The sequence below is a fragment of the Streptococcus mitis genome (genome assembly GCF_047460035.1).
Classification (GTDB): domain Bacteria; phylum Bacillota; class Bacilli; order Lactobacillales; family Streptococcaceae; genus Streptococcus; species Streptococcus mitis_DW.
In genome coordinates this window covers 24,229-49,504 of record NZ_JASHHB010000007.1, presented here as the reverse complement: position 1 = coordinate 49,504, position 25,276 = coordinate 24,229, and the positions used below count along the sequence as shown (strand labels likewise).

Genomic DNA, 25,276 nt, shown 5'->3' with positions numbered 1-25,276 from the left:
TCTACTATTATATCAAAAGTTAGTCACTTAATAAAGCCTTGCGAACTAGGTTAAAGGCATGCATAACCGCAATGTGACGTACATCTGCTCGACTTCTGCCTCCAATATTGATCTTGATGACCTCAGTTCCACGCTCTTGAGCCAAGCCTATGAAGACTGTCCCGGCTGGGTGTCCTTCTAGACTATCTGGTCCTGCCACTCCAGTCAAACTAAGGCCAAAATCAGACTGGGTCTTGCTTCGTGCCTGCTCAGCCATCTTCTGAGCTGTAAATTCAGACACCACACCGTGCTCTTCCAAGTCCTTGACAGGAATATCCAACATCTTTGATTTTTCCTCCAGGCTATAGGTCACGAAACCACCCTTAAATATACTTGAAACTCCTGAAAAATCCGCCACAGTAGCTTGGAAAAGCCCTGCCGTCAAACTCTCTGCAGCCGTGATAGTTTTCCCTTGTTTTTTCAGTTCTTCTACCACAATGCTGGCCAAGCTAGCCTCCTCTCCATAACCATAACAGAGGTCTCGTAAAGAAATTCCTTCGAAAGTCTGGCAGTCCAAGATTTGATTTTCCAAGATATCCAGCGCTTGATTCGCCTCTTCTTGACTGCTAGCCTTTGTTGACAGACGCAGAGTGACTTCTCCTGTCTTAGCATAAGGGGCCAAGGTCGGATCTGTTTGATTATCAATCAAATCAGCCAAAATCGTCACCAGCTGACTTTCGCCAATTCCAAAGAAACGAAGAACTCGGGAATACAACTTGCTCCCTGTCATCAACTTGGGTAGAAGTTGGTTTAAGACCATAGGTTTCATTTCACTTGGCGGACCTGGAAGGACGACATAGGTCACTCCATCGACTTCCAATATTCCTCCCACAGCCAGTCCTGTTTCGTTGGGCAGCGGAGTCGCTCCTTCTACAATTTGAGCTTGTCTTTCGTTATTCGGTGTTCGGGCATAGTCTGGTCGCTGGGCAAAAAAGACATCCAACTTCTCCTGCGCCTGAGGATCGAAAACTAATGCTTTCCCTAAGAATTTAGCCAAAGTTTGTTTAGTTAGGTCGTCCTCAGTTGGCCCCAAACCACCTGTTAAAATCACCAGACTGCTACGTTGACTGGCAATTTCGAGCAAAGACAAGAGACGAGCTTCGTTGTCTCCTACAGCCGTCTGAAAATATACGTCTACTCCAATCTCTGCTAGTTTTTCCGATAAAAACTGAGCATTGGTATTAACAATCTGTCCTGTCAAAATCTCTGTTCCAACAGCAATGATTTCTGCTTTCATGTTTCCTCCTACCTATCTATTCGTATTTTTTTGAAAAAATCGCAGGAAATTTCCCACGATTAATTTTTTATTTGTATTAAAAAACGAACTATTCTACTTCATTTGTTACAAAGACACCTTGTTGTTGATTCTCCCCATCACCAACAGGCACCCGTCCAAACAAATCTTCAAATAAGACAACATTTGTTTCCAGCTGAGTGACTTCTTCTTGTCCCAAAGAACGTCGCAATATATTCTGCATTTCCAACATATGCTCTCTCGAAACAATCTGGTAAGAAATACCTTGCAACATCTCTCCTTCGCCCTTCAATTGTTGAGATTCAATGATTTTAAATGAATCTTTATAACCCAACAAGTTTGGAATACTTTTCGCAGATAAATCAATATTAGTCTGCATATTGGTACTTAGGGCTTTTAAGATAGACTGATAGTGACTAACGCTATTCAAACTAAGAACTTTTTCAACAACCTTTTGAATGACTTCACGTTGTCTCTTTTGACGACCATAGTCTCCTTCAGGATCCTGATAACGCATGCGGGAATAAACAAGCGCTTCTTCTCCATTTATTGTCTGTTCTCCAACACCGATAGAAATGGTATTAAATTCCTCTTGATCACTAATAGAAATTGGGAAGCCTAGCGTGTTATTGACAGTTATACCACCCACTGCATCGACTAATTGTTGCAATCCTTGCATATTAACCATAATGTAGCGATCGATATGGATATTCATCATCTTTTGAATGGTTGAAATAGCTAACTCTGCACCACCACCAGCATAGGCAGCGTTTAACTTCGCTTCCTCAATCTGGCCATCTTTATGCTGAATTTTAGTCAGGATGTCACGTTCCAAACTCAACATCATGGTTTTCTTAGTATGTGGATTCACCGTCAAGAGAATCATGGAATCACTATTTCCAGCCCATTGATCTGTACGCTCTACATTCCCAGTATCAACCCCCATCAAAAGAATCGTTAAGGGTTCAGTCGCCTCAATAACATTGGTTTCTTCTCCGATTTTTTTATAGGTTTTTGATAAGGTTTGTGTACCTTGCTGATAAATAGTATAAGCAAAAACACCCACACCCAAAACCGTCACAGCTAGAAAAGCTAGCACCATTCCAATAATTTTTTTAACCATATTTCTATCAATCTATCAGTCTACCCATCAGGTAAACATCGATAAATTCCCCTTCTTCTATGTAAGCACCGCGCTCTTGTCTACCTTCAATTACAAAGCCATGCTTTTGATATAAATAAACTGCAGCCTGATTACGAGTTTGGACAGTGAGTTGAAGTCGACGAAGAATGCCACTAGCCTGCGCCCATTCTAGGACTTCTTCAAGTAACAAACTCCCCAGTCCATTATTCCAATACTTCTTACCAATCACAATAAAGAGATCTCCAATATGACGAACTCTCTTGCGTTGATCAGCTGTGATATTTACAAGACCAGCAATTTCATCATTCAGCAAGGCAAGTAAAGTGATTTGATTTTCCGATTGAGCCTGTTTATCCAAAAACAACTCCATCTCAGTATCTGTCATCAAAATGCCATTCCTGTCCAGACTGGTAAAATCTGTTTCTACACTGACACGATTTAAAAATGTCACTAATTCAGCCGCATCACTAGGTTCTGCTTCTCTAATGAGCAATTCATACTCCATGTTGAAGCTCCTCTAAGAGTTTTTCTGCACGCAAACCCTTTGCTTGGAAATGTAATCTGCGACCGTCTTCTTCTTTTAGAATTTCCAATTCTAAATAAGTATCTGGCAAGGCATCACCTAAAAGATGTCCCCACTCGATGACAGTTACCCCACCACCAAAGAGAAACTCATCCAAATCAATAGAATCCGCATCTCCCTCAATACGATAAACATCTAGGTGGTAAAGCGGAAGACGACCTTCATATTCTCTTACGATCGTATAGGTTGGACTCTTAATCATCTGAGTAATCTGTAAACCTTTAGCAAGACCCTTTGTAAAGGTCGTTTTGCCTGCTCCAAGTTCTCCAGTTAGAATTAAGACGTCATTTTTTTCTAATAAATAGCCCAAACGTTCACCTAAGGACTGTAACTCTTCTTCGTTTTTAGTGTACATGTTTCTATTATACCAAAAAGTTGTCCTTTGTCGAGATATTATCTGTGAATTCCATATTATGAATTGTAAAAACTTCGGTCAGTTCTTATTTTGATTTTAAAATAGAAACAGTAAGAAGACAACTAACAAGATATCTCTCATCAAATGACTGTAAAATGAAACTTCCCAGCGAATGACTTTTGGCACCAACAGTCCTAGAAATAGCATTCCTAAGGTAATATAAAAGGTCATGGACAATAGCATCCAAGGATTTCTGAGGAAGATTAGAATAGCTAGTCCACTAATAAAACACATTTCCTTCTTTCCCAAAAACTTTTTCACTCCATTTACATACTTCTGAATCGGCAGAAAAACTAACAAATCAATACCAAATAAGAAAAAGAAGCTCGGTAGAAAATCTTCCACAAACCCTTCTACGGACGTATTTCCTGCAAGGATATGCTCTATGACAATTAAAGCTAAACCCAAAATGTTTACTAAGAGCAAGAGACTATACAAGAATTGTTGCTTATCTTCCTTAAAAACTGAATAAGATTGATTTCGCTGTCCACTATAGTAGTTTAGCCCTGCACCAATACTGGCAAGAAGCAACATGCCAACTAAATAAAAGAAGCAGTTTTGATTTAACATCAAGGCCCAAGTAGATAAACTTAAACAAGAACAGCTACTAATACCAAAAACTGTCAGCAATAACAAAATACGAATTTGCTTTTTCATTCTTTCCATCATTCTTCCTCCATACTTGCTCTTATTATATGCTAGAAAGCCTCACCATTGCTAGAATATTTCTCAACTGTCAGTTTTCTACTCTAAAATGCAAAAAAGTTTGACGCAAGTATCCCTTACATCAAACTTTTACTATTTCTCTTCAAACCAAAGAGCAATTTCTCGCTTAGCTGACTCTTCTGAATCTGAACCATGCACAACATTTTGGATAACCTCATTTTCTCCAGCAGCTTTTGCAAAATCACCTCGAATAGTTCCTGGTAAAGCTTCTTCTGGACGAGTTGCACCCATCATAGTCCGCCAAGTTTCAATTACTTTGGGACCAGAAATGATACCTACAAGAACCGGTCCTGAAGTCATAAATTCACGAATCGGTGGGTAAAAACTTTGACCAACCAAGTCCTGATAGTGCTGATCAATTAACCCTTCTGAAACCTTTGTACGCAACTCCAATTTTTCGATTGTAAATCCACGTTGTTCGATGCGTTTCAACACCTCACCCACTAATCCTCTTTTTACACCGTCTGGTTTAATGATAAAAAATGTTTGTTCCATACCTGTCTCCTTTGTCAGCTTCTTTCTTTTATACTCTTCGAAAATCTCTTCAAACCACGTCAACGTCGCCTTACCGTAGGTATGGTTACTGACTTCGTCAGTTCTATCCACAACCTCAAAACAGTGTTTTGAGCTGACTTCGTCAGTTCTATCTACAACCTCAAAGCAGTGCTTTGAGCAACCTACGGCTAGTTTCCTAGTTTGCTCTTTGATTTTCATTGAGTATTATTTTACCACATTTCATGGAAAAATGGAGAAAGTTTTCAGAAAAGAGAAAGAGAACCCGAAGGCTCTCTCATTCTCTTTTATTCTACTGTTTCTTCCACAGTTTCAACGGCAGTATCCACAACTACTTCTGTTATTTCTTCATCCCCTTCTTCCTCTACTGGAGGATTAAGGTATTCTTCTTCGTTGATAGCATGTGGTTCAAGGTTACGGTAACGGGCCATACCAGTACCAGCTGGGATGATCTTACCGATGATAACATTTTCCTTAAGTCCAAGGAGATGGTCTTTCTTACCACGGATAGCCGCATCAGTAAGGACACGAGTTGTTTCCTGGAAGGAAGCCGCTGACAAGAAACTATTTGTTTCAAGTGAGGCTTTGGTAATTCCCATAAGAACTGGGCGACCTGTCGCTGGAACTCCACCTGCGATAAGGACATCTTTGTTAGCATCTGTAAAGTCATTGATATCCATAAGGGTACCCATGAGAAGATCTGTGTCACCTGGATCCATGACACGGACTTTACGGATCATTTGACGAACCATTACCTCGATGTGTTTGTCACCGATTTCTACCCCTTGGCTACGGTAAACTTTTTGTACTTCACCAAGAAGGTAAGTTTCAACTGACAAGACATCACGAACTGCAAGGAGACGTTTTGGTTGGATAGAACCTTCTGTAAGAGCAGCACCACGCGCTACTTGGTCTCCAACTTCGACACGCATACGAGCTGTAAATGGAACGACGTACTCACCTTCACCAGTTTCGCCCTTAACAAAGACTTTCTTGGTACGAGTTGATGCATCTTCTTCGATAGCGGTAACTTGTCCTTTAACCTCTGTAATAACCGCTTCCCCTTTAGGGTTGCGGGCTTCAAAGATTTCTTGGACACGAGGAAGACCCTGAGTGATATCGGTATTTGAGGCAACCCCACCCGTGTGGAAGGTACGCATTGTAAGCTGTGTACCAGGTTCCCCGATAGATTGGGCAGCGATTGTACCAACTGCTTCACCAACTTCAACCGCATCACCAGTCGCCAAGTTGATACCGTAACAGTGACGGCAGACACCGTGACGAGTGTTACATGTAAACACGGAACGGATAGTCACTTCTTCCACACCAGCATTGACAATTTCACGCGCCTTGTCTTCTGTAATCAACTCATTTGGACCGATAATCACTGCACCAGTTTCTGGATGTTTAACAGTTTTCTTAGTGTAACGACCGTTGAGACGTTCTTCTAGAGACTCAATCATCTCTTTTCCTTCTGCGATAGAGCGGATCAAGAGACCACGGTCAGTTCCACAATCGTCCTCACGGATGATAACGTCTTGGGCAACGTCAACCAAACGACGAGTCAAGTAACCTGAGTCGGCTGTCTTAAGGGCCGTATCGGTCATACCTTTACGAGCACCGTGAGTGGAGAAGAACATTTCGAGTACTGACAAACCTTCGCGGAAGTTTGAAAGGATTGGCAATTCCATGATACGTCCGTTCGGAGCCGCCATCAGACCACGCATACCGGCAAGCTGTGAGAAGTTTGAGATGTTACCACGGGCTCCAGAATCCATCATCATAACGATTGGATTCTTAGGATCTTGGTTGGCAATCAAACGTTTCTCAAGTTTTTCACGGGCAGCACGCCATTCAGCTGTAACGGCATTGTATCGCTCGTCGTCTGTGATCATACCACGACGGAATTGTTTTGTGATTTGTTCTACACGTTTGTGTGATTCTTCAATGATTTCAGCCTTGTCATCAACGACTGGGATATCGGCAATACCCACTGTCAATCCTGCAAGAGTTGAGTGGTGGTAACCGAGGTTCTTCATACGGTCAAGTAGGGCAGAAGTTTCTGTCGTACGGAAACGTTTGAAGATTTCAGCGATGATATTTCCAAGGTTTTTCTTCTTGAATGGAGGGTTAAGTTCAAGATTGCTGATAGCTTCCTTGATATCTCCACCAAGTGGCAAGAAGTATTTAGCTGGAACGCCTTCTGTCAAGTTGGCATTGTTTGGTTCTTGCAAGTATGGTAGACCCTCTGGCATAATGTCGTTGAAGAGGATTTTACCAACTGTTGTAAGCAAGACCTTGTGTTTTTGCTCTTCTGTCCATGGTTTGTTGAGGCTGTCTGTTGCGATACCAACACGTGAGTGGAGGTGAACATAACCATTACGGTAAGCCATAACCGCTTCGTCACGGTCTTTGAAGACCATTCCTTCACCTTCACGACCAGCTTCTTCCATTGTCAAGTAGTAGTTACCCAAAACCATGTCCTGAGATGGAGTAACAACTGGTTTACCATCTTTCGGGTTCAAGATGTGCTCAGCAGCTAGCATCAAGATACGAGCTTCTGCTTGGGCTTCTTCTGAAAGCGGTACGTGGATGGCCATTTGGTCCCCGTCAAAGTCGGCATTGTAGGCTTCACAGACAAGCGGGTGCAAGCGAAGGGCCTTACCATCAATTAAGACTGGCTCGAAGGCTTGGATACCTAAACGGTGAAGGGTCGGTGCGCGGTTCAAAAGCACTGGGTGTTCTTTGATCACTTCTTCAAGGATATCCCAGATGCGTTCGTCTCCGCGTTCCACCAAGCGTTTAGCCGCTTTGACGTTTTGTACGATATCACGGGCAACAATTTCACGCATCACGAATGGTTTAAAGAGCTCGATTGCCATTTCACGTGGCACACCACATTGGTACATCTTAAGAGTTGGACCAACGGCGATAACGGAACGTCCTGAGAAGTCAACACGTTTACCAAGCAAGTTTTGACGGAAGCGTCCTTGTTTACCTTTAAGCATGTGGCTCAATGATTTAAGAGGACGGCTACCTGGTCCTGTGATTGGACGACCACGACGACCATTGTCAATCAAAGCGTCAACCGCTTCTTGAAGCATACGCTTCTCATTTTGAACGATAATACCTGGTGCATTCAACTCAAGCAAACGAGCCAAACGGTTGTTACGGTTGATAACACGGCGGTAAAGGTCGTTCAAGTCAGATGAGGCAAAACGGCCACCATCCAACTGCAACATTGGACGAAGATCTGGTGGAATAACTGGAAGGATGTTAAGAATCATCCATTCAGGTTTGTTTCCAGACTTGTAAAAGGCATCCAAAACATCCAAACGACGGATAGCTTTGACACGTTTTTGTCCAGTAGCTGTTTTCAACTCTTCTTTGAGTTCAGCAATTTCTTTTTCAAGATCTACTTGTTTCAAAAGGTCTTGGATAGCTTCGGCACCCATCTTGGCAACGAATGATCCATAACCATATTCACGCAAGCGCTCGCGGTATTCGCGCTCTGTCATGATAGACTTGTGCTCAAGCGGTGTATCCTTAGGATCAATCACCACATAAGCCGCAAAGTAGATAACTTCCTCGAGGGCACGAGGGCTCATATCAAGGGTCAAGCCCATACGGCTTGGAATCCCCTTGAAGTACCAGATGTGAGATACAGGAGCTTTCAACTCAATGTGCCCCATACGCTCACGACGAACTTTCGTACGCGTTACTTCAACCCCACAGCGGTCACAAACAATCCCTCTATAACGAATGCGTTTGTACTTACCACAAGCACATTCCCAGTCTTTTGTAGGTCCAAAGATCACTTCATCAAAGAGACCTTCACGTTCTGGTTTTAAGGTACGGTAATTGATTGTTTCAGGTTTTTTGACTTCTCCATAAGACCATGAACGGACTTTGCTTGGAGAAGCTAGGGTGATTTGCATACTTTTAAAACGATTTACATCAACCACTATTTCTTCCCTTTCTATTCTAAGTGAACTGCTTATTCTTCAGCAGCTTCTTCTGTTGCTTCCGCTTTTGTTGCTTTCTCAGCTTCTTCAGCTTCAAAAGCTGCTTTAGCCTCTTGTGCTGCTTTTTCGCGGGCTTTTTCAAGGTCATCTACGTGGATGACATCTTCGTCCATTCCTTCATCCAAGTCGCGAAGTTCCACTTCTTGGTCATCTTCGTCAAGGACACGCATGTCAAGACCAAGAGATTGCAATTCTTTGACAAGAACTCGGAAGGATTCTGGAACACCTGGTTTTGGAATTGGTTTTCCTTTTGTAATGGCTTCATAAGCTTTCAAACGTCCGTTGATATCGTCAGACTTGTAAGTCAAGATTTCTTGAAGAACATTTGACGCACCGTAGGCTTCAAGAGCCCAAACCTCCATCTCACCGAAACGTTGTCCACCAAACTGAGCTTTACCTCCAAGTGGTTGTTGAGTAACGGTTGAGTAAGGTCCGACTGAACGCGCGTGCAATTTATCATCAACCATGTGGTGGAGTTTGATCATGTACATGACTCCGACAGAAACACGGTTATCAAATGGTTCCCCCGTACGTCCATCGTAAAGGATTGTTTTGGCATCGCTATCCATGCCAGCTTCTTTAACAGTTGACCAAAGGTCTTCAGAACTTGCTCCGTCAAAGACTGGTGTTGCGATGTGGATTCCAAGAGTACGAGCCGCCATACCAAGGTGGAGCTCCATAACCTGACCGATATTCATACGTGATGGCACCCCAAGTGGGTTCAACATGATATCGACTGGAGTTCCATCTGGAAGGTAAGGCATGTCTTCTACAGGAACGATACGAGAGACAACCCCTTTATTTCCGTGACGTCCGGCCATCTTATCTCCGACCTTGATCTTACGTTTTTGAGCGATGTAGACGCGAACCAGCATATTAACACCTGATTGCAGCTCATCTCCATTTGCACGTGTAAAGATTTTAACATCACGAACGACACCATCGGCACCGTGTGGTACACGAAGAGAAGTATCACGTACTTCACGTGACTTGTCTCCAAAGATAGCGTGTAAGAGACGTTCTTCAGCTGAAAGGTCTTTCTCACCCTTAGGTGTTACTTTACCTACAAGGATATCGCCCTCTTTAACCTCGGCACCGATACGGATAATACCCATTTCGTCAAGGTCTTTAAGGGCATCTTCACCAACGTTTGGAATTTCACGAGTAATTTCTTCAGGCCCAAGCTTTGTATCGCGTGTTTCTGATTCGTATTCTTCAAGGTGGACAGATGTGTAGACATCGTCTTTGACCAAGCGTTCGCTCATGATAACAGCATCCTCGAAGTTGTAACCTTCCCAAGTCATGTAGGCAACGATTGGGTTTTGTCCAAGCGCCATTTCTCCATTTTCCATAGAAGGTCCGTCAGCAATGAAATCGCCTTTTTCAACGACATCGCCAACTTTTACAAGAGTGCGTTGGTTGTAAGCAGTACCTGAATTTGAACGACGGAATTTTTGGATGTGGTAAACGTCCAATGAACCATCTTCACGACGAACTTCTACCTTGTCAGCATCTGCATAGGTAACTTTACCGTCATACTGAGCAATCACAGCAGCTCCTGAATCGTGGGCTGCTTGGTATTCCATACCAGTACCAACGTAAGGTGCTTTTGGATTAATCAACGGCACAGCCTGACGTTGCATGTTGGCTCCCATGAGGGCACGGTTGGAGTCATCGTTTTCCAAGAAAGGAATACATGCTGTCGCAACAGCAACTACCTGTTTTGGTGATACGTCCATGTAGTCAACAACATTAGCTGGATACTCTTGGTTGACCCCTTGGTGACGTCCCATGACAACTTTCTCAGCAAATGTTCCATCTTCATTCAGACGAGAATTAGCCTGTGCTACAGTAAATTCATCTTCTTCATCGGCTGTCAACCAAACGATTTCGTTAGTAACAACACCTGTTTCACGGTCAACCTTACGGTATGGTGTTTGAACAAAACCATATTTGTTCAAGTGTCCGTAAGATGACAAGTTATTGATCAAACCGATGTTAGGTCCTTCAGGTGTCTCGATTGGACACATACGACCATAGTGAGTGTAGTGCACGTCACGAACTTCATATCCAGCGCGGTCACGTGTCAAACCACCAGGTCCTAAGGCTGACAAACGGCGTTTGTGAGACAACTCAGAAAGCGGGTTGTGTTGGTCCATGAACTGTGACAACTGTGATGAACCAAAGAATTCTTTAACCGCAGCTGTTACAGGACGGATATTGATGATTTGTTGTGGTGTCAAGACTTCGTTATCTTGAACAGACATACGTTCACGGACATTACGTTCCATACGAGAAAGTCCAAGGCGTACTTGGTTGGCAAGCAGTTCACCAACGGCACGGATACGACGGTTTCCAAGGTGGTCGATATCGTCTACACGGCCAAGTCCTTCAGCCAAGTTGAGGAAATAGCTCATTTCAGCAAGGATATCTGCAGGAGTAACGATACGAACCTTGTCATCTGGATTAGCATTACCGATGATCGTTACAACACGGTCTGGATCAGTTGGTGCAACAACCTTGAATTTTTGAAGAACAACTGGCTCAGTCACAACCGCTGCATCATTTGGAATGTAAACAATCTTGTTCAAATCACCATCCAAATGGCTTTCAATACTTTCAATCACGCTACGAGTCATGATTGTACCAGCTTCTACCAAGATTTCTCCAGTTTCAGGATCTACCAATGGCTCCGCAATGGTTTGGTTGAGCAAACGTGTTTTAACATTGAGTTTTTTATTGATCTTGTAACGACCAACTGCTGCTAGGTCATAGCGACGTGGGTCAAAGAAACGAGCCACAAGCAAGCTACGTGAACTTTCAGCAGTCTTAGGCTCACCTGGACGAAGGCGTTCGTAAATTTCTTTCAAAGCTTCGTCGGTACGAGAGTCCATTGGGTTCTTGTGGATATCTTTTTCAACAGTGTTGCGAACCAATTCGCTATCACCAAAGATATCAAAGATTTCATCATCACCTGAGAAACCAAGCGCACGAACCAATGTCGTAAATGGAATCTTACGAGTACGGTCGATACGAGTGTAGGCGATATCTTTTGAGTCACTTTCAAGTTCCAACCAAGCTCCACGGTTAGGGATGACAGTTGAACCGTAGCCCACTTTACCGTTTTTATCAACTTTATCGTTAAAGTAAACACCTGGTGAGCGGACCAACTGAGATACGATGATACGTTCACCACCATTGATGATGAAAGTACCCATTTCTGTCATGATTGGGAAATCACCAAAGAAAACTTCTTGAGTTTTGATTTCGCCTGTTTCTTTATTGATCAAGCGGAAGGTTACAAAAATTGGTGCTGAGTAGCTAGCATCGTGGATACGAGCCTCTTCTAGCGTGTATTTTGGTTCCTTGATTTCATATCCAACAAATTCCAACTCCATTGTGTCTGTGAAGTTTGAAATTGGCAATACATCTTCAAACACTTCCTTCAGACCATGGTCTAGGAAATCTTTGAATGAGTCAGTTTGAATTTCAATCAAATTTGGTAAGTCAAGAACTTCTTTGATTCTTGAAAAACTACGACGGGTACGATGTTTCCCGTATTGAACGTCATGTCCTGCCAAGATGATTCTCCTTTGTAAATAAGTTCCAAGCCTTGTCAATCAGGCTTTTCTAATCGTCATATGGTTTTAAAAACCCCTATCACCGTGTCCTCTTGATGAATTTTCAGAATCTTTAAATCTTTGTTACAAGTACTCAAAATCCTGAAAAAAAGCACAAAAAGAGCAGCTAAATCTGACTTTTTCAGAAGATTTAACTGCTGTGAGCCTTGTCTGGACAATATTTCAGACAAAACCTACGACAAATGATTATTTATATTATACCCTATTTAGCCAGATTTTTCAAGGAGATTGACGAATTTTTGACAAAATCTTTTCCTATAAGGAAGACTGGCTGAATCATAACAAAATTTGTTGCGATTTTTCTTTTAGTTTAATTTTAGGAAAACGCTTGCATATTGTTTTACTACGTGCTATACTGATAAAGAAATTCATTTATAGGAGATTGATTATGAAAAGAACACCATCTCACACTGAGAAAAAAATGGTTTACAGCATCCGTTCCCTCAAAAATGGAACTGGTTCTGTCCTTATTGGAGCAAGCCTTGTCCTGCTTGCCATGGCTACACCAACTATCTCAGCAAACGAAAATACTACAAGCAATAAGGGAACTAGTAATGAAACTACTACTGCCCTTGCACAACCTCTTACTGATACAGTAGTTAACTCTGGTAAGAACGAAAGTGATATTTCTTCGCCTAATAATGCAAACGCTTCCCTAGAGAAAACAGAAGAAAAACCTGCAACAGAGGCAACCACTCCTGCTGCAACCCCAGCCGATTCAGCACCACAAACCGGGCAAGATCGTTCAAGTGAACCAACTACTTCTACGAGTCCAGTAACAAATGAAACTAAAGCAGAAGAGCCAATCGAAGACAACTACTTCCGTATCCATGTCAAAAAACTTCCTGAAGAAAACAAGGATGCTCAAGGGCTATGGACTTGGGACGATGTTGAAAAACCATCTGAAAATTGGCCAAACGGAGCCTTGTCCTTCAAGGATGCCAAAAAAGATGACTATGGCTATTACCTAGATATCAAATTAAAGGGAGAGCAAGCCAAGAAAATTAGCTTCCTCATCAATAATACAGCTGGGAAAAATCTGACCGGCGATAAATCGGTAGAAAAACTGGCACCAAAGATGAATGAGGCTTGGTTGGACCAAGATCACAAGGTTTTCTCTTACGAGCCACAACCTGCAGGAACTGTTCGCGTCAACTACTACCGCACAGATGGCAACTATGACAAGAAATCTCTCTGGTACTGGGGAGATGTGAAAGAGCCAAGTAGTGGTGAATGGCCCAACGGAACAGACTTTACGGCTACAGGCAAATATGGTCGCTATATCGATATTCCACTCAAAGATGCAGCTAAAGACCTTGGATTTTTATTACTAGACAGAAACAAACAAGGAGACGATGTGAAAATCCGTAAAGAAGATTATAAGTTCACAGATTTAAAAAATCATAGCCAAATCTTCCTAAAAGACGATGATGAATCGATTTACACAAATCCATACTATGTCCATGATATCCGTATGACAGGAGCCCAACACGTAGGCACTTCTAGCATTGAAAGTAGTTTTTCAACACTAGTCGGTGCCAAAAAAGAAGATATCCTCAAACACTCCAACATCACTAATCACCTAGGAAACAAGGTAACTATCACCGATGTTTCAATCGATGAAGCTGGCAAGAAAGTGACCTACAGCGGAGATTTCTCTGACACAAAACATCCGTATACTGTTAGCTACAATTCCGACCAATTCACTACCAAAACAAGCTGGCGACTTAAAGATGAGACATACAGCTATGATGGTAAACTTGGAGCCGACCTCAAAGAAGAAGGAAAACAAGTTGATTTGACCCTTTGGTCACCAAGTGCTGATAAGGTTTCTGTCGTTGTCTACGACAAGAATAACCCTGAAAAAGTGGTTGGAACTGTCGCTCTTGAAAAAGGGGAAAAAGGTACTTGGAAACAAACTCTAGATAGCACAAACAAATTAGGAATCACAGATTTCACTGGCTACTATTATCAATACCAGATCGAGCGTCAGGGTAAAACTGTTCTTGCACTCGATCCTTACGCTAAATCCCTCGCTGCTTGGAATAGTGATGATGCCAAGATCGACGATGCCCATAAAGTGGCTAAAGCTGCCTTTGTAAATCCAGCCAAACTAGGACCTCAAGACTTAACTTATGGTAAGATTCACAACTTCAAGACTCGTGAAGATGCCGTTATCTACGAAGCTCATGTGCGTGACTTCACTTCAGATCCTGCCATTGCAAAAGACTTGACCAAACCATTTGGTACCTTTGAAGCCTTTATTGAAAAACTAGACTATCTCAAAGACTTAGGTGTGACCCACATCCAGCTCCTTCCAGTCTTGTCTTACTACTTTGTCAATGAATTGAAAAACCATGAACGCTTGTCTGACTATGCTTCAAGCAACAGCAACTATAACTGGGGATATGATCCTCAAAACTACTTCTCCTTGACTGGTATGTATTCAAGCGATCCTAAAAATCCAGAAAAACGAATCGCAGAATTTAAAAACCTCATCAACGAAATCCACAAACGTGGCATGGGAGCTATCCTAGATGTCGTTTATAACCATACAGCCAAGGTCGATATCTTTGAAGATTTAGAGCCAAACTACTACCACTTTATGGATGCTGACGGAACACCTCGAACTAGCTTTGGTGGTGGACGCTTGGGGACAACCCACCATATGACCAAACGGCTCCTAGTTGACTCTATCAAATATCTAGTTGATACCTACAAAGTTGATGGCTTCCGTTTCGATATGATGGGAGACCATGATGCCGCTTCTATCGAAGAAGCGTACAAGGCTGCACGCGCCCTCAATCCAAACCTCATCATGCTTGGTGAAGGTTGGAGAACCTATGCTGGTGATGAAAACATGCCTACTAAAGCTGCTGACCAAGATTGGATGAAACATACCGATACTGTCGCTGTCTTTTCAGATGACATCCGTAACAACCTCAAGTCTGGTTATCCAAACGAAGGCCAACCTGCCTTTATCACAGGTGGCAAGCGTGATATCAACACCATCTTCAAAAATCTCATTGCTCAACCAACCAACTTTGAAGCTGACAGCCCTGGAGATGTCATCCAATACATCGCAGCCCATGATAACTTGACCCTCTTTGACATCATCGCCCAATCTATCAAAAAAGATCCAAGCAAAGCTGAGAACTATGCTGAAATCCACCGTCGTTTGCGACTTGGAAATCTCATGGTCTTGACAGCTCAAGGAACTCCGTTTATCCACTCCGGTCAGGAATATGGACGTACTAAACAATTCCGTGACCCAGCCTACAAGACTCCAGTAGCAGAGGATAAGGTTCCAAACAAATCTCACTTGTTGCGTGATAAGGACGGCAATCCATTTGACTATCCTTACTTCATACATGACTCTTACGATTCGAGTGATGCTATTAACAAGTTTGACTGGACTAAGGCTACAGATGGAAAAGCATATCCTGAAAATGTCAAGAGCCGTGACTATATGAAAGGTTTGATTGCCCTTCGTCAATCTACAGATGCCTTCCGACTTAAGAGTCTCCAAGATATCAAAGACCGTGTCCACCTCATCACTGTTCCAGGCCAAAATGGTGTGGCAAAAGAGGACGTGGTAATTGGCTACCAAATCACTGCTCCAAATGGGGATATCTACGCAGTCTTTGTCAATGCGGACGAAAAAGCTCGCGAATTTAATTTGGGAACTGCCTTTGCACATCTCAGAAATGCTGAAGTTTTAGCAGATGAAAACCAAGCAGGGCCAGTCGGAATTGCCAACCCGAAAGGACTTGAGTGGACTGAAAAAGGCTTGAAATTAAATGCCCTTACAGCTACTGTTCTTCGAGTCTCTCAAGGCGGTGCCATTGTTGCCCCAGCTGTGGAAGAAAAACCAGAATTTGATCTTTCTAGCTTAAAACAAGAACAAGGGCAAAATAATAGCCAAGGCCATATTTCAAACCCAGTAATCAAATCTGAACATCAAGAACCAGCTCCACAAGCTAAACCTGACTCTACTAAACCAGATGCCAAAGTAGCTGATGCAGAAGATAAACCCAAGCAAGCTACAACTGATTCACAACCAGCACAAGAAGCACAACCATCATCTGTAAGTGAAGCTGTTCAAAACGAATCGGTAGAAAACTCTAGCAAGGAAAATATACCTGCGCCCCTAGCTAAACAAGCTGAACTTCCAAATACAGGAACCAAAAATGATCACAAACTTCTGTTTGCAGGAATTAGTCTCCTTGCACTCCTAGGTCTCGGGTTCTTGTTAAAAAACAAAAAAGAGAACTAAACTAGCCCTCCTATAGAACAATCCCCCAAGCCTTAACGCTCGGGGGATTGATTTTTGCACAATATTTGCCGTCATAATAAACTCGATTAGGATTTTTTATTAAGACTCTTCTAAAATCAAATTCAAACCACGTCAGCTTCACCTTGCCGTACTCAAGTACAGCCTGCGGCTAGCTTCCTAGTTTGCTCACAAGAAAAAGCCTAGATAACTAGACTTTTTTAGCTTATTCTACCGTTACTGACTTAGCAAGGTTACGTGGTTTATCCACATCAAGGCCACGGTGCAGAGTTGCAAAGTAAGCGACTAATTGCGTTGGTACGACCATTGAAATTGGTGAGAGGTAAGGGTGGACGGTCGTAAGAACGATGTCGTCTGTCTCTTTAGCAACATTTTCTTCTGCGATAGTGAGGACTTTGGCACCACGGGCTGCCACCTCTTGGATATTTCCACGAGTGTGGTTGGAAAGAACTGGATCTGACAAGAGGGCCAAGACAGGCGTTCCTTCTTCAATCAAGGCAATAGTTCCGTGCTTGAGTTCTCCTGCCGCAAAGCCTTCACACTGGATGTAAGAAATCTCTTTGAGCTTGAGACTGGCTTCCATGGCTACATAGTAATCTTGACCACGTCCGATGTAAAAGGCGTTACGAGTTGTTTCAAGAAGCTCACGAATCTTGCTATCAATCAATTCTTTTTCTGAAAGAGTTGATTCGATAGACTGAGCCACGATTGACAACTCATGAACTAGGTCAAAGGCTTGCGCTTTAGCATTGGCATTTGCTTGACCGACTGCTTTTGCAAGAAAGGCAAGGGCTGCAATTTGCGCTGTATAGGCCTTGGTTGATGCCACGGCAATTTCAGGACCTGCATGAAGGAGCATGGTATGGTTGGCTTCACGTGAAAGAGTTGAACCTGGGACATTTGTCACTGTCAAGCTCGGAATTCCCATTTCATTAGCCTTAACCAAAACCTGACGGCTATCCGCTGTTTCGCCAGACTGACTGATAAAGATGAAGAGTGGTTTCTTGCTGAGAAGTGGCATACCGTAGCCCCACTCAGATGAGATGCCAAGTTCAACTGGTGTATCTGTCAATTCTTCCAACATCTTCTTAGAAGCAAATCCTGCGTGGTAAGATGTTCCAGCTGCAAGGATGTAGATACGGTCTGCGTCTTGAACAGCCTGGATGATAGCTGGGTCTACTACTACTTGACCAACCTCATCTGTGTAGGCTTGGATGAGTTTACGCATAACCGTTGGTTGCTCATCGATTTCCTTGAGCATGTAGTAAGGGTAAGTTCCCTTACCGATATCTGACAAGTCAAGTTCAGCAGTGTAACTAGCTCGCTCACGACTATTTCCATCATAGTCTTGAACTTCCACGCTATCAGCCTTGACGATTACCAACTCTTGGTCATGAATTTCCATGTATTGGTTGGTTTCACGAATCATAGCCATAGCATCTGAGCAGACCATGTTATATCCTTCCCCAAGACCAATCAAAAGTGGTGATTTATTCTTAGCTACGTAGATAACTTCAGGATCTTGTGAGTCAACCAAGGCAAAGGCATAAGAACCACGGATGATGTGAAGAGCTTTTTTGAAGGCTTCAAGAACTGACAAGCCATCTTCTTCTGCAAATTTTCCAATCAAGTGAACGGCGATTTCCGTATCTGTTTGCCCTTTGAAGTGGTGACCTGCAAGGTATTCTTCCTTGATTTCAAGGTAGTTCTCAATCACCCCATTGTGCACCAAAACAAAACGTTCTGTCTCAGACCGATGTGGGTGAGCATTGTCTTCCGTTGGTTTCCCATGAGTTGCCCAACGAGTATGTCCGATACCAGTTGTTCCCTCAACACCAGCTGTTTTAGCAGACAATTCTGCAATACGACCAACAGCCTTAACTAGATGGTTTTCAGCACCACCTAGGACAAAAATCCCCGCAGAATCATAGCCACGGTATTCGAGCTTTTCAAGTCCTTGAATCAAAATATCAGTTGCATTTGTGTTTCCAACAACACCAACAATTCCACACATAGTATATACGACACAGACCAGCTGTGCTTTCTCCTTAAAATTGGTATAGTCTAATTCCTCTTTTATAGAATCAGCAAAATCAGTATATACTTGTTTCTTTAACTTGTCAAGAGTAAAAATTGGTATAGTTCAAATTAAGCTTCTGTAAGCAAAAAGCTCTGACCAATTAGGATAATCAGTCAGAGTCCTTTTTAAAATCCATTATTATCGCTTAATTCCTTGAACCAGTGCCCTGATTTTTTCAGACGACGTTCTTGCGTTTCCAAGTCTAATTCGACCAAACCATAGCGATTTTTATAACTGTTGAGCCATGACCAGCAGTCAATAAAGGTCCAAATCAAGTAGCCCTTACAGTTGGCTCCATCTTCAATGGCACGGTACAGTTCACGAAGATGACCTTTTACAAAGTCAATACGGTAATCATCTTGAATCATTCCATCTTGACGGAATTTTTCTTCCCCTTCAACACCCATGCCATTCTCTGTCAACATCCACTCGATATTACCATAATTTTCCTTGATATTTTGGGCAATGTCATAAATCCCTTGCTCATAAATTTCCCAGCCACGATGAGGATTGATTTTACGTCCAGGCATCACATAAGGCTCGTAAAAATGTTCTGGTAAGAGTGGACTCTCTGGATGCTTCGCAAATCGAGGCGCCATAACACGCAAAGGTTGATAGTAGTTGACACCAAGGAAGTCCACCGTATTGTCACGAATGAGCTCCAACTCCTCCTCTGTAGAATCAGGCAAGAGACCGTATTCATGTAAGATTTCTACCAACTCCTGTGGATAAGTCCCCAAAACAGACGGATCTAAGAAAGATTGGGCCTGAAAAAGGTCTGCAATACGAGCAGCCTTGACATCAGCAGGATGCTGGCTACGTGGATAAGCCGGTGTCAAGTTGAGGACAATCCCAATCTTGGAATCTGGCAAAAGTTCATGACAAGCCTTAACCGCCCGACTGCTAGCTAATTGTGTGTGATAAGCTACTTTAACCGCTGCTTCTGCATCCACCTTATGTGGATAATGGGCATCGTAAAAATAGCCAAATTCTACTGGAACGATGGGCTCGTTAAAGGTAATCCATTGATCCACTAAATCTCCATAAGTCTCAAAACAAAAACGAGCATAGTCTTCATAGGCTGAGACAGTCGCCTTATTTTCCCAACCATCACCATCCTCTTGAAGGGCAAAAGGCAAATCAAAATGATAAAGATTCACTAAAAGACGAATCCCTTTGTCCTTAATAGCCTCAAAAACCTTACGGTAAAAGTCTACACCTTGAGGATTGACTTCCCCACGCCCTTGTGGAAAAATCCGTGACCACTGAATAGAAGTCCGAAAGGCCGTGTGACCAGTTTCTAACAGTAGCTCAATATCCTTTTCCCAGTTTTCATAAAAGGTTGATGTTTTATCTGGACCAATCCCATTATAGTAACGATTTGGCTCCACTTGGTACCAATAATCCCAGAGATTATCTCCCTTACCGTCACCAGCTACACGTCCTTCTGTTTGTGGTCCAGAAGTAGAGGATCCCCAGACAAAATCCTTTGGAAATCTTAGCATACATTTACCTCTTTATCTACTCATTTTTCCCATTATACAGAAAAAACAAGGTAAAAACTAGTTACATTTTTTCCTTGTTTTTCTTCTGATTATAGTTTTTATTTCTTGCTGAGGATTTCAAGCGTTTCAAGCACGTTATCTGCATGAACTTCGATGGTGTCACCAGTCGCTTTAATCTTAACTTCTACTATGCCATCGGCTGCTTTTTTGCCAACAGTGATACGGATTGGCAATCCAATCAAGTCACTATCGCTGAATTTGACTCCGACACGTTCATTACGGTCGTCTGTCAAGACTTCGTAACCTGCTCCCATCAAGCTTGCTTCAAGTTTTTCTGTCAAGGCTTGCGCTTCTTCATCCTTGACATTGACAGTGATCAAGTGAACATCAAATGGCGCCAATTCTTTAGGGAAGTTGATTCCCCAAGCGTAACGGTATTCACCTTTTGGTGTTTTGTTAACAAAGAGGCGAGCGTGTTGCTCCATCACTGCTGAAAGTAGACGGCTGACACCGATACCATATGAACCCATAATGATTGGTACAGCACGGCCATTTTCATCCAAGACATCTGCTCCCATGCTTGCTGAGTAACGAGTACCGAGTTTAAAGATGTGACCAATTTCGATACCACGCGCAAAGTTAAGGACACCTTGTCCGTCTGGAGAAATTTCACCCTCACGAACTTCACGGATATCCACATATTCTGCAGTAAAGTCACGACCTGGGTTCACACCAGTCAAGTGATAGCCATCTTCGTTAGCACCCACAACTGCATTATGGACATCTTGCACCTTACGATCTGCAATGATTTTAACATTCTCTGGCAAACCAACTGGGCCAAGTGAACCAAATCCTGCTTGAACAAGATTCGCCACTTCTTCTTCGCTAGCAACGTCAAAGAAATCTGCTCCCAAGTAGTTTTTCAACTTGACTTCGTTGAGTTGGTCATTTCCAACTAGAAGGGTTGCAACAAGCTCACCATCTGCCATGTAAAAGAGAGTTTTGATTGTTTGTTCTTCTGGAACATTGAGGAAGGCTGCAACTTCATCAATTGATTTAACATCTGGTGTTGCAACACGAGTCACTTCTTCTTCAGCGACAACACGGTTGCTTGGTTTGTACTCATTTGTTGCCATTTCCAAGTTAGCCGCATAACTAGACTCACTTGAGTAGGCAATAGTATCTTCACCAGAAACCATCCACTTAAGCAATTCTGCCTTAATCTCTTCTTGCACTTCTGTAGGAATTTCATCAAATGAGGCAACTGACTTGTCCAAGACAACCCAGCGGTCAAGGTCTGTACGAGCAGGTGTAATGGCCATAAATTCTTGGCTGTCCTTACCACCCATGGCTCCACCGTCACCGATGATAGCCTTGAAGTCTAAACCACTACGAGTGAAAATACGCTCATAAGCAGCCTTGTACTCATCGTAAACACTGTCCAAGCTATCATAGTTAGCGTGGAAGCTATAAGCATCCTTCATGATAAACTCACGTGTGCGAAGAAGTCCATTACGTGGGCGTTTTTCATCACGATACTTAGGCTGGATTTGATAAAGATTAAGTGGCAATTGCTTGTAAGACTTAACAGAATCACGGACAATAGCTGTAAAGGTTTCTTCGTGAGTTGGACCTAGGATAAAGTCTGATTTTTCACGGTTTTTTAGTTTGTAAAGGTCCTCACCATAAGTTTCGTAACGACCTGATTCGCGCCACAATTCTGCACTGAGAAGGGCAGGAGCCAACATCTCAACAGCACCAATCTTGTCGAATTCTTGGCGCATGATATTTTTAGCTTTTTCAATCACACGGTTGGCAAGTGGTAGATAAGAATAAACACCTGCTGAGACTTGACGAACATAGCCAGCTCGCAACATAAGAGCATGGCTGATAACTTGAGCATCGCTTGGCATTTCGCGAAGCGTTGGGATAGGCATTTTACTTTGTTTCATAATATTCCTCGATTATCTAAAAAAGAGTCGCATGATGTCATTCCAAGTCACAGCAATCATCAAGACAACCATGATGACCACTCCGGCCAAGGTGACATAGGTTTCAATTTCTTGTTTCAATGGTTTGCGGCGGATGGCTTCCAGGATATTGAGCACAATCTTACCACCATCCAGAGCTGGAATTGGAATAAGATTGAAAATCCCGATATTGATGGAAATTATTGCCAAGAAGTACAAGACATTCTCAATTCCATTTTTAGCAGCATCACTACTTGCCTTAAAGATGGCAACGGGTCCACCTAGCTTGTTCAAATCCGGTTGGAAAATCAGATTTTTCAGAGCCGATAGAATTCGGAGAGCTGAGTCAGCTGCGGTTGTAAAACCACCTACAAACATGGATAGAAAGTCTGACTTAATTCCCGGTTGAACACCTAGAAGGTAACGGCCTTGATTTTCTTCTGGAGTAACAGTGACTTGTTTGTCACTCCCCTTTTCAGAAATAGTCACATCCAAGGTCGGGGCCGTCTTATCTTTAGTTTCTGCTTCTACAGCCTGGATCAAGCTTTCCCAGTTACTAATCTCATGTGAACCAATCTTGGTAATCTGAGCCGTCTCTGGCACTCCTACCTTAGCCAAAGCCCCTTGGGGCATGACATGAAACTGGTTGGTAGCTACATCTCTGACACCACCCTGCATAAAGATTAAAATCCAAAAAACAACGACACCTAAGATAAAGTTGTTCATAGGACCTGCAAAGTTAGTAATCAGTTTTCCCCATATAGTTGCATTTTGATATTGAACATCTAAGGGAGCAATCCGAACCTCAGTTCCATCTGCTTCTACAACCGTTGCATCGTGATCCACTGCAAATGTTTTTTCTTCTTCCAGAACCAAGCCCTTAATAAAGAGCTTGTCTTCAAAGTCAAACTGGGTCACCTGCATAGGAAGAGCCGTTTGGTCCAATTTTTTACCGGAAAGATTGATGCGTTTAACCTTACCGTCATCAGTAAGTGTCAAACTGACAGGAGTCCCTGTCTTGATTTCAGTCGTATCATCACCCCAACCAGCCATACGGACATAGCCACCCAGAGGCAAGATTCGAATGGTATAGGCTGTTCCATCCTTGCCAATATGAGCAAAGATTTTGGGTCCCATACCGATTGCAAATTCACGCACTAGAATTCCTGATTTTTTTGCAAAGTAGAAGTGGCCGAACTCGTGCACCACCACAATAATCCCGAAAACCAGAATAAAGGTTAAAATTCCGAGCATAGTATTTCCTCCGTCTTTTGATTAAAAGAGTCCAAATAAGTGCATGATTGGAAATACAAGCAACATACTATCGAAACGATCCAAAACACCACCATGTCCAGGGATAAATTTCCCAGAATCCTTGACACCAAAGTGACGCTTGATCGAACTTTCTAGTAAATCACCAAATTGTCCAGCAATGCTAAAGAAAATAGCAAAGACTGACATCTTGTAAATTCCATACGGAAGAGCAACTGTACTGTCAACTATCATAAAGATGATGGTTACTAAAATCGCACCTAAAATACCACCCAAGGCACCCTCAAAGGTTTTATTAGGAGAAACCGTTGGAGCTAATTTTCGTTTACCATAGTTCATCCCAGCAAGATAGGCACCACTGTCTGTCGCCCAGACGATACACAAGGCTAAGAGAGCCTTATCTAAACCTGCAACACGAGCATCTAGTAAGGCGTTAAATCCAAAGCCTACATAAAAGCTCATAGCCAGAGGGAAAACAGCATCCTCAATCGTATAAGACTTGCTAAAAACAGTCGTTCCTAACATAATTGAAATCAACACACTATAGGCAACCACATTCCCATCAACTGGCAAAAAAGTCAGGTAATTCTCTAAGGGAATGGTCAAAGCAAAGGTTGCAAAGAGGGTCAAGAGGCCCTCCATCGTCATGGTCTCTAGACCTCTCATCTTCAAAAGTTCATGCATGGCTAGCATGGCTATGATTCCAATTGCTATCTGAAGCAAGAGTCCCCCAATCATTAAAATCGGTAGGAAAATAGCCAGTGCAATCCCTGCAAACAAGGTTCTTTTCTGTAAATCCTGTGTCATACTTCCTCCTAAACTCCTCCAAATCGACGTTGTCGACGATTGTAGGCAAGAATGGCTTCCTGCAAGGCTACTTCGTCAAAATCAGGCCATAAGGTATCTGTAAAATAGAGCTCACTGTAGGCTCCCTGCCATGGGAGGAAATTACTCAAACGTAATTCTCCACTAGTACGGATAATCAAGTCTGGGTCTCGTAAGTCCTTAGGCAAATGCTGGGTGAAGAGATAGTTGCCAATCAATTCCTCTGTGATATCACCTGGGTTGATTTTGGCATCTAACACATCCTGGGAAATCAACTTAAGCGCCTGCGTAATCTCAGCACGTCCACCATAGTTAAGAGCAAAGTTAAGAATCAAACCTGTATTGTTCTTAGTCAATTCCTCAGCCTTGGTTAAAGCTTCAAAGGTTTGCTTAGGCAGGCGGTCTGTCTCCCCAATCATTTGAATCTTAACATTATTCGCATGCAGTTCAGGGACATAATTGTCATAAAACTCTACGGGCAAGTTCATGATAAACTTGACCTCCTGATCGGGGCGGGTCCAGTTTTCCGTAGAAAAAGCATAAACCGTAATAACCTTAACGCCCAGTTTGTTTGCTGCCTTGGTCACAGTTTGTAATGCTTCCATACCCGCCTTGTGTCCAAAAACTCGCGGTTGCATACGTTTTTTTGCCCAACGGCCATTTCCATCCATGATGATGCCGATATGAGCAGGAACCTGTGTCGGAACCTCTACTTCCACAGCCTTATCTTTCTTAAAAAATCCAAACATGATCTTATTCCTATTCAAAAATCTATCGTTTCATTATACCATATTTCCCTATTTTCTTCTATCACTAAGCTATTTATACTCTTCGAAAATCAAATTCAAACCACGTCAGCTCTATCTGCAACCTCAAAACAGTGTTTTGAGCAGCCTGCGGCTAGCTTCCTAGTTTGCAGTTTGATTTTCATTGAGTATTATTCTCAGGCACAAAGCCCATTTCCAAAAAAATAAGCCGCCTGATTGGGC

Annotated in this window: 15 protein-coding genes; 1 reads left to right on the top strand and 14 read right to left on the bottom strand. The window is 42.7% G+C overall.

The genetic code is table 11. The features are described 5' to 3' along the window. Positions 1 to 19: 19 nt before the first annotated feature. The 8 genes from QM956_RS07070 to rpoB all read right to left on the bottom strand — a co-directional run bounded on the left by QM956_RS07070 (position 20) and on the right by rpoB (position 12,281). Complete coding sequence (locus QM956_RS07070; protein WP_261073799.1) at positions 20 to 1,276, bottom strand: competence/damage-inducible protein A; 1,257 nt, start codon at positions 1,274 to 1,276, stop codon at positions 20 to 22. A gap of 88 nt (positions 1,277 to 1,364) precedes the next feature. Beyond that, positions 1,365 to 2,417 carry a glycopolymer--peptidoglycan transferase LytR gene (lytR, locus tag QM956_RS07065; protein WP_261022471.1) on the bottom strand — a complete coding sequence of 351 codons (1,053 nt, stop codon included), beginning with the start codon at positions 2,415 to 2,417 and terminating at the stop codon, positions 1,365 to 1,367. Between the two features lie 7 nt (positions 2,418 to 2,424). Beyond that, positions 2,425 to 2,943: a GNAT family N-acetyltransferase gene (locus QM956_RS07060; protein WP_000455546.1), complete on the bottom strand. Its 519-nt coding sequence runs from the start codon at positions 2,941 to 2,943 to the stop codon at positions 2,425 to 2,427. Beyond that, positions 2,933 to 3,376, bottom strand: a complete 444-nt coding sequence (gene tsaE / locus QM956_RS07055; RefSeq protein ID WP_247953359.1) for a tRNA (adenosine(37)-N6)-threonylcarbamoyltransferase complex ATPase subunit type 1 TsaE — start codon at positions 3,374 to 3,376, stop codon at positions 2,933 to 2,935. Before tsaE ends, QM956_RS07060 begins: the two co-directional genes overlap by 11 nt. Positions 3,377 to 3,472: 96 nt before the next feature. After that, the gene (locus QM956_RS07050) at positions 3,473 to 4,105 is read right to left on the bottom strand and encodes a competence protein (protein ID WP_261073800.1); all 633 of its coding nucleotides are present in this window, start codon (positions 4,103 to 4,105) and stop codon (positions 3,473 to 3,475) included. Positions 4,106 to 4,234: 129 nt separating this feature from the next. Next, entirely contained in the window at positions 4,235 to 4,657 is a 423-nt protein-coding gene (gene ndk / locus QM956_RS07045) for a nucleoside-diphosphate kinase (RefSeq protein ID WP_004239114.1), read from the bottom strand. Positions 4,658 to 4,962: 305 nt separating this feature from the next. Then, a complete protein-coding gene (gene rpoC, locus QM956_RS07040) occupies positions 4,963 to 8,640 on the bottom strand; it encodes a DNA-directed RNA polymerase subunit beta' (protein ID WP_033685568.1) in 3,678 nt (1,225 codons plus the stop codon). 32 nt (positions 8,641 to 8,672) lie between these two features. Then, positions 8,673 to 12,281 (bottom strand): DNA-directed RNA polymerase subunit beta, encoded by a 3,609-nt coding sequence (gene rpoB / locus QM956_RS07035; protein WP_084864756.1) that lies wholly within the window; start codon positions 12,279 to 12,281, stop codon positions 8,673 to 8,675. A gap of 448 nt (positions 12,282 to 12,729) precedes the next feature. Here rpoB and QM956_RS07030 point away from each other — a divergent pair, with 448 nt between their 5' ends. After that, entirely contained in the window at positions 12,730 to 16,617 is a 3,888-nt protein-coding gene (locus QM956_RS07030) for a pullulanase (protein ID WP_261022478.1), read from the top strand. Between the two features lie 223 nt (positions 16,618 to 16,840). Here the strand turns inward: QM956_RS07030 and glmS are convergent, their stop codons facing one another. From glmS to QM956_RS07000, 6 genes are all read right to left on the bottom strand, one after another. Then, positions 16,841 to 18,649 (bottom strand): glutamine--fructose-6-phosphate transaminase (isomerizing), encoded by a 1,809-nt coding sequence (glmS, locus tag QM956_RS07025; protein ID WP_414302378.1) that lies wholly within the window; start codon positions 18,647 to 18,649, stop codon positions 16,841 to 16,843. Positions 18,650 to 18,840: 191 nt separating this feature from the next. Continuing rightward, on the bottom strand, positions 18,841 to 20,220 hold the full coding sequence (bglA, locus tag QM956_RS07020; protein ID WP_414302377.1) for a 6-phospho-beta-glucosidase: 1,380 nt from the start codon (positions 20,218 to 20,220) through the stop codon (positions 18,841 to 18,843). 98 nt (positions 20,221 to 20,318) lie between these two features. Next, positions 20,319 to 22,172, bottom strand: a complete 1,854-nt coding sequence (locus QM956_RS07015) for a proline--tRNA ligase (RefSeq protein WP_414302376.1) — start codon at positions 22,170 to 22,172, stop codon at positions 20,319 to 20,321. Between the two features lie 12 nt (positions 22,173 to 22,184). Next, on the bottom strand, positions 22,185 to 23,444 hold the full coding sequence (gene rseP / locus QM956_RS07010) for an RIP metalloprotease RseP (RefSeq protein WP_261072449.1): 1,260 nt from the start codon (positions 23,442 to 23,444) through the stop codon (positions 22,185 to 22,187). A 21-nt stretch (positions 23,445 to 23,465) separates the two neighbouring features. After that, entirely contained in the window at positions 23,466 to 24,269 is an 804-nt protein-coding gene (locus QM956_RS07005; protein WP_414302375.1) for a phosphatidate cytidylyltransferase, read from the bottom strand. A gap of 8 nt (positions 24,270 to 24,277) precedes the next feature. Then, complete coding sequence (locus tag QM956_RS07000) at positions 24,278 to 25,036, bottom strand: isoprenyl transferase (protein ID WP_042751737.1); 759 nt, start codon at positions 25,034 to 25,036, stop codon at positions 24,278 to 24,280. Between the last annotated feature and the right edge of the window lie 240 nt (positions 25,037 to 25,276).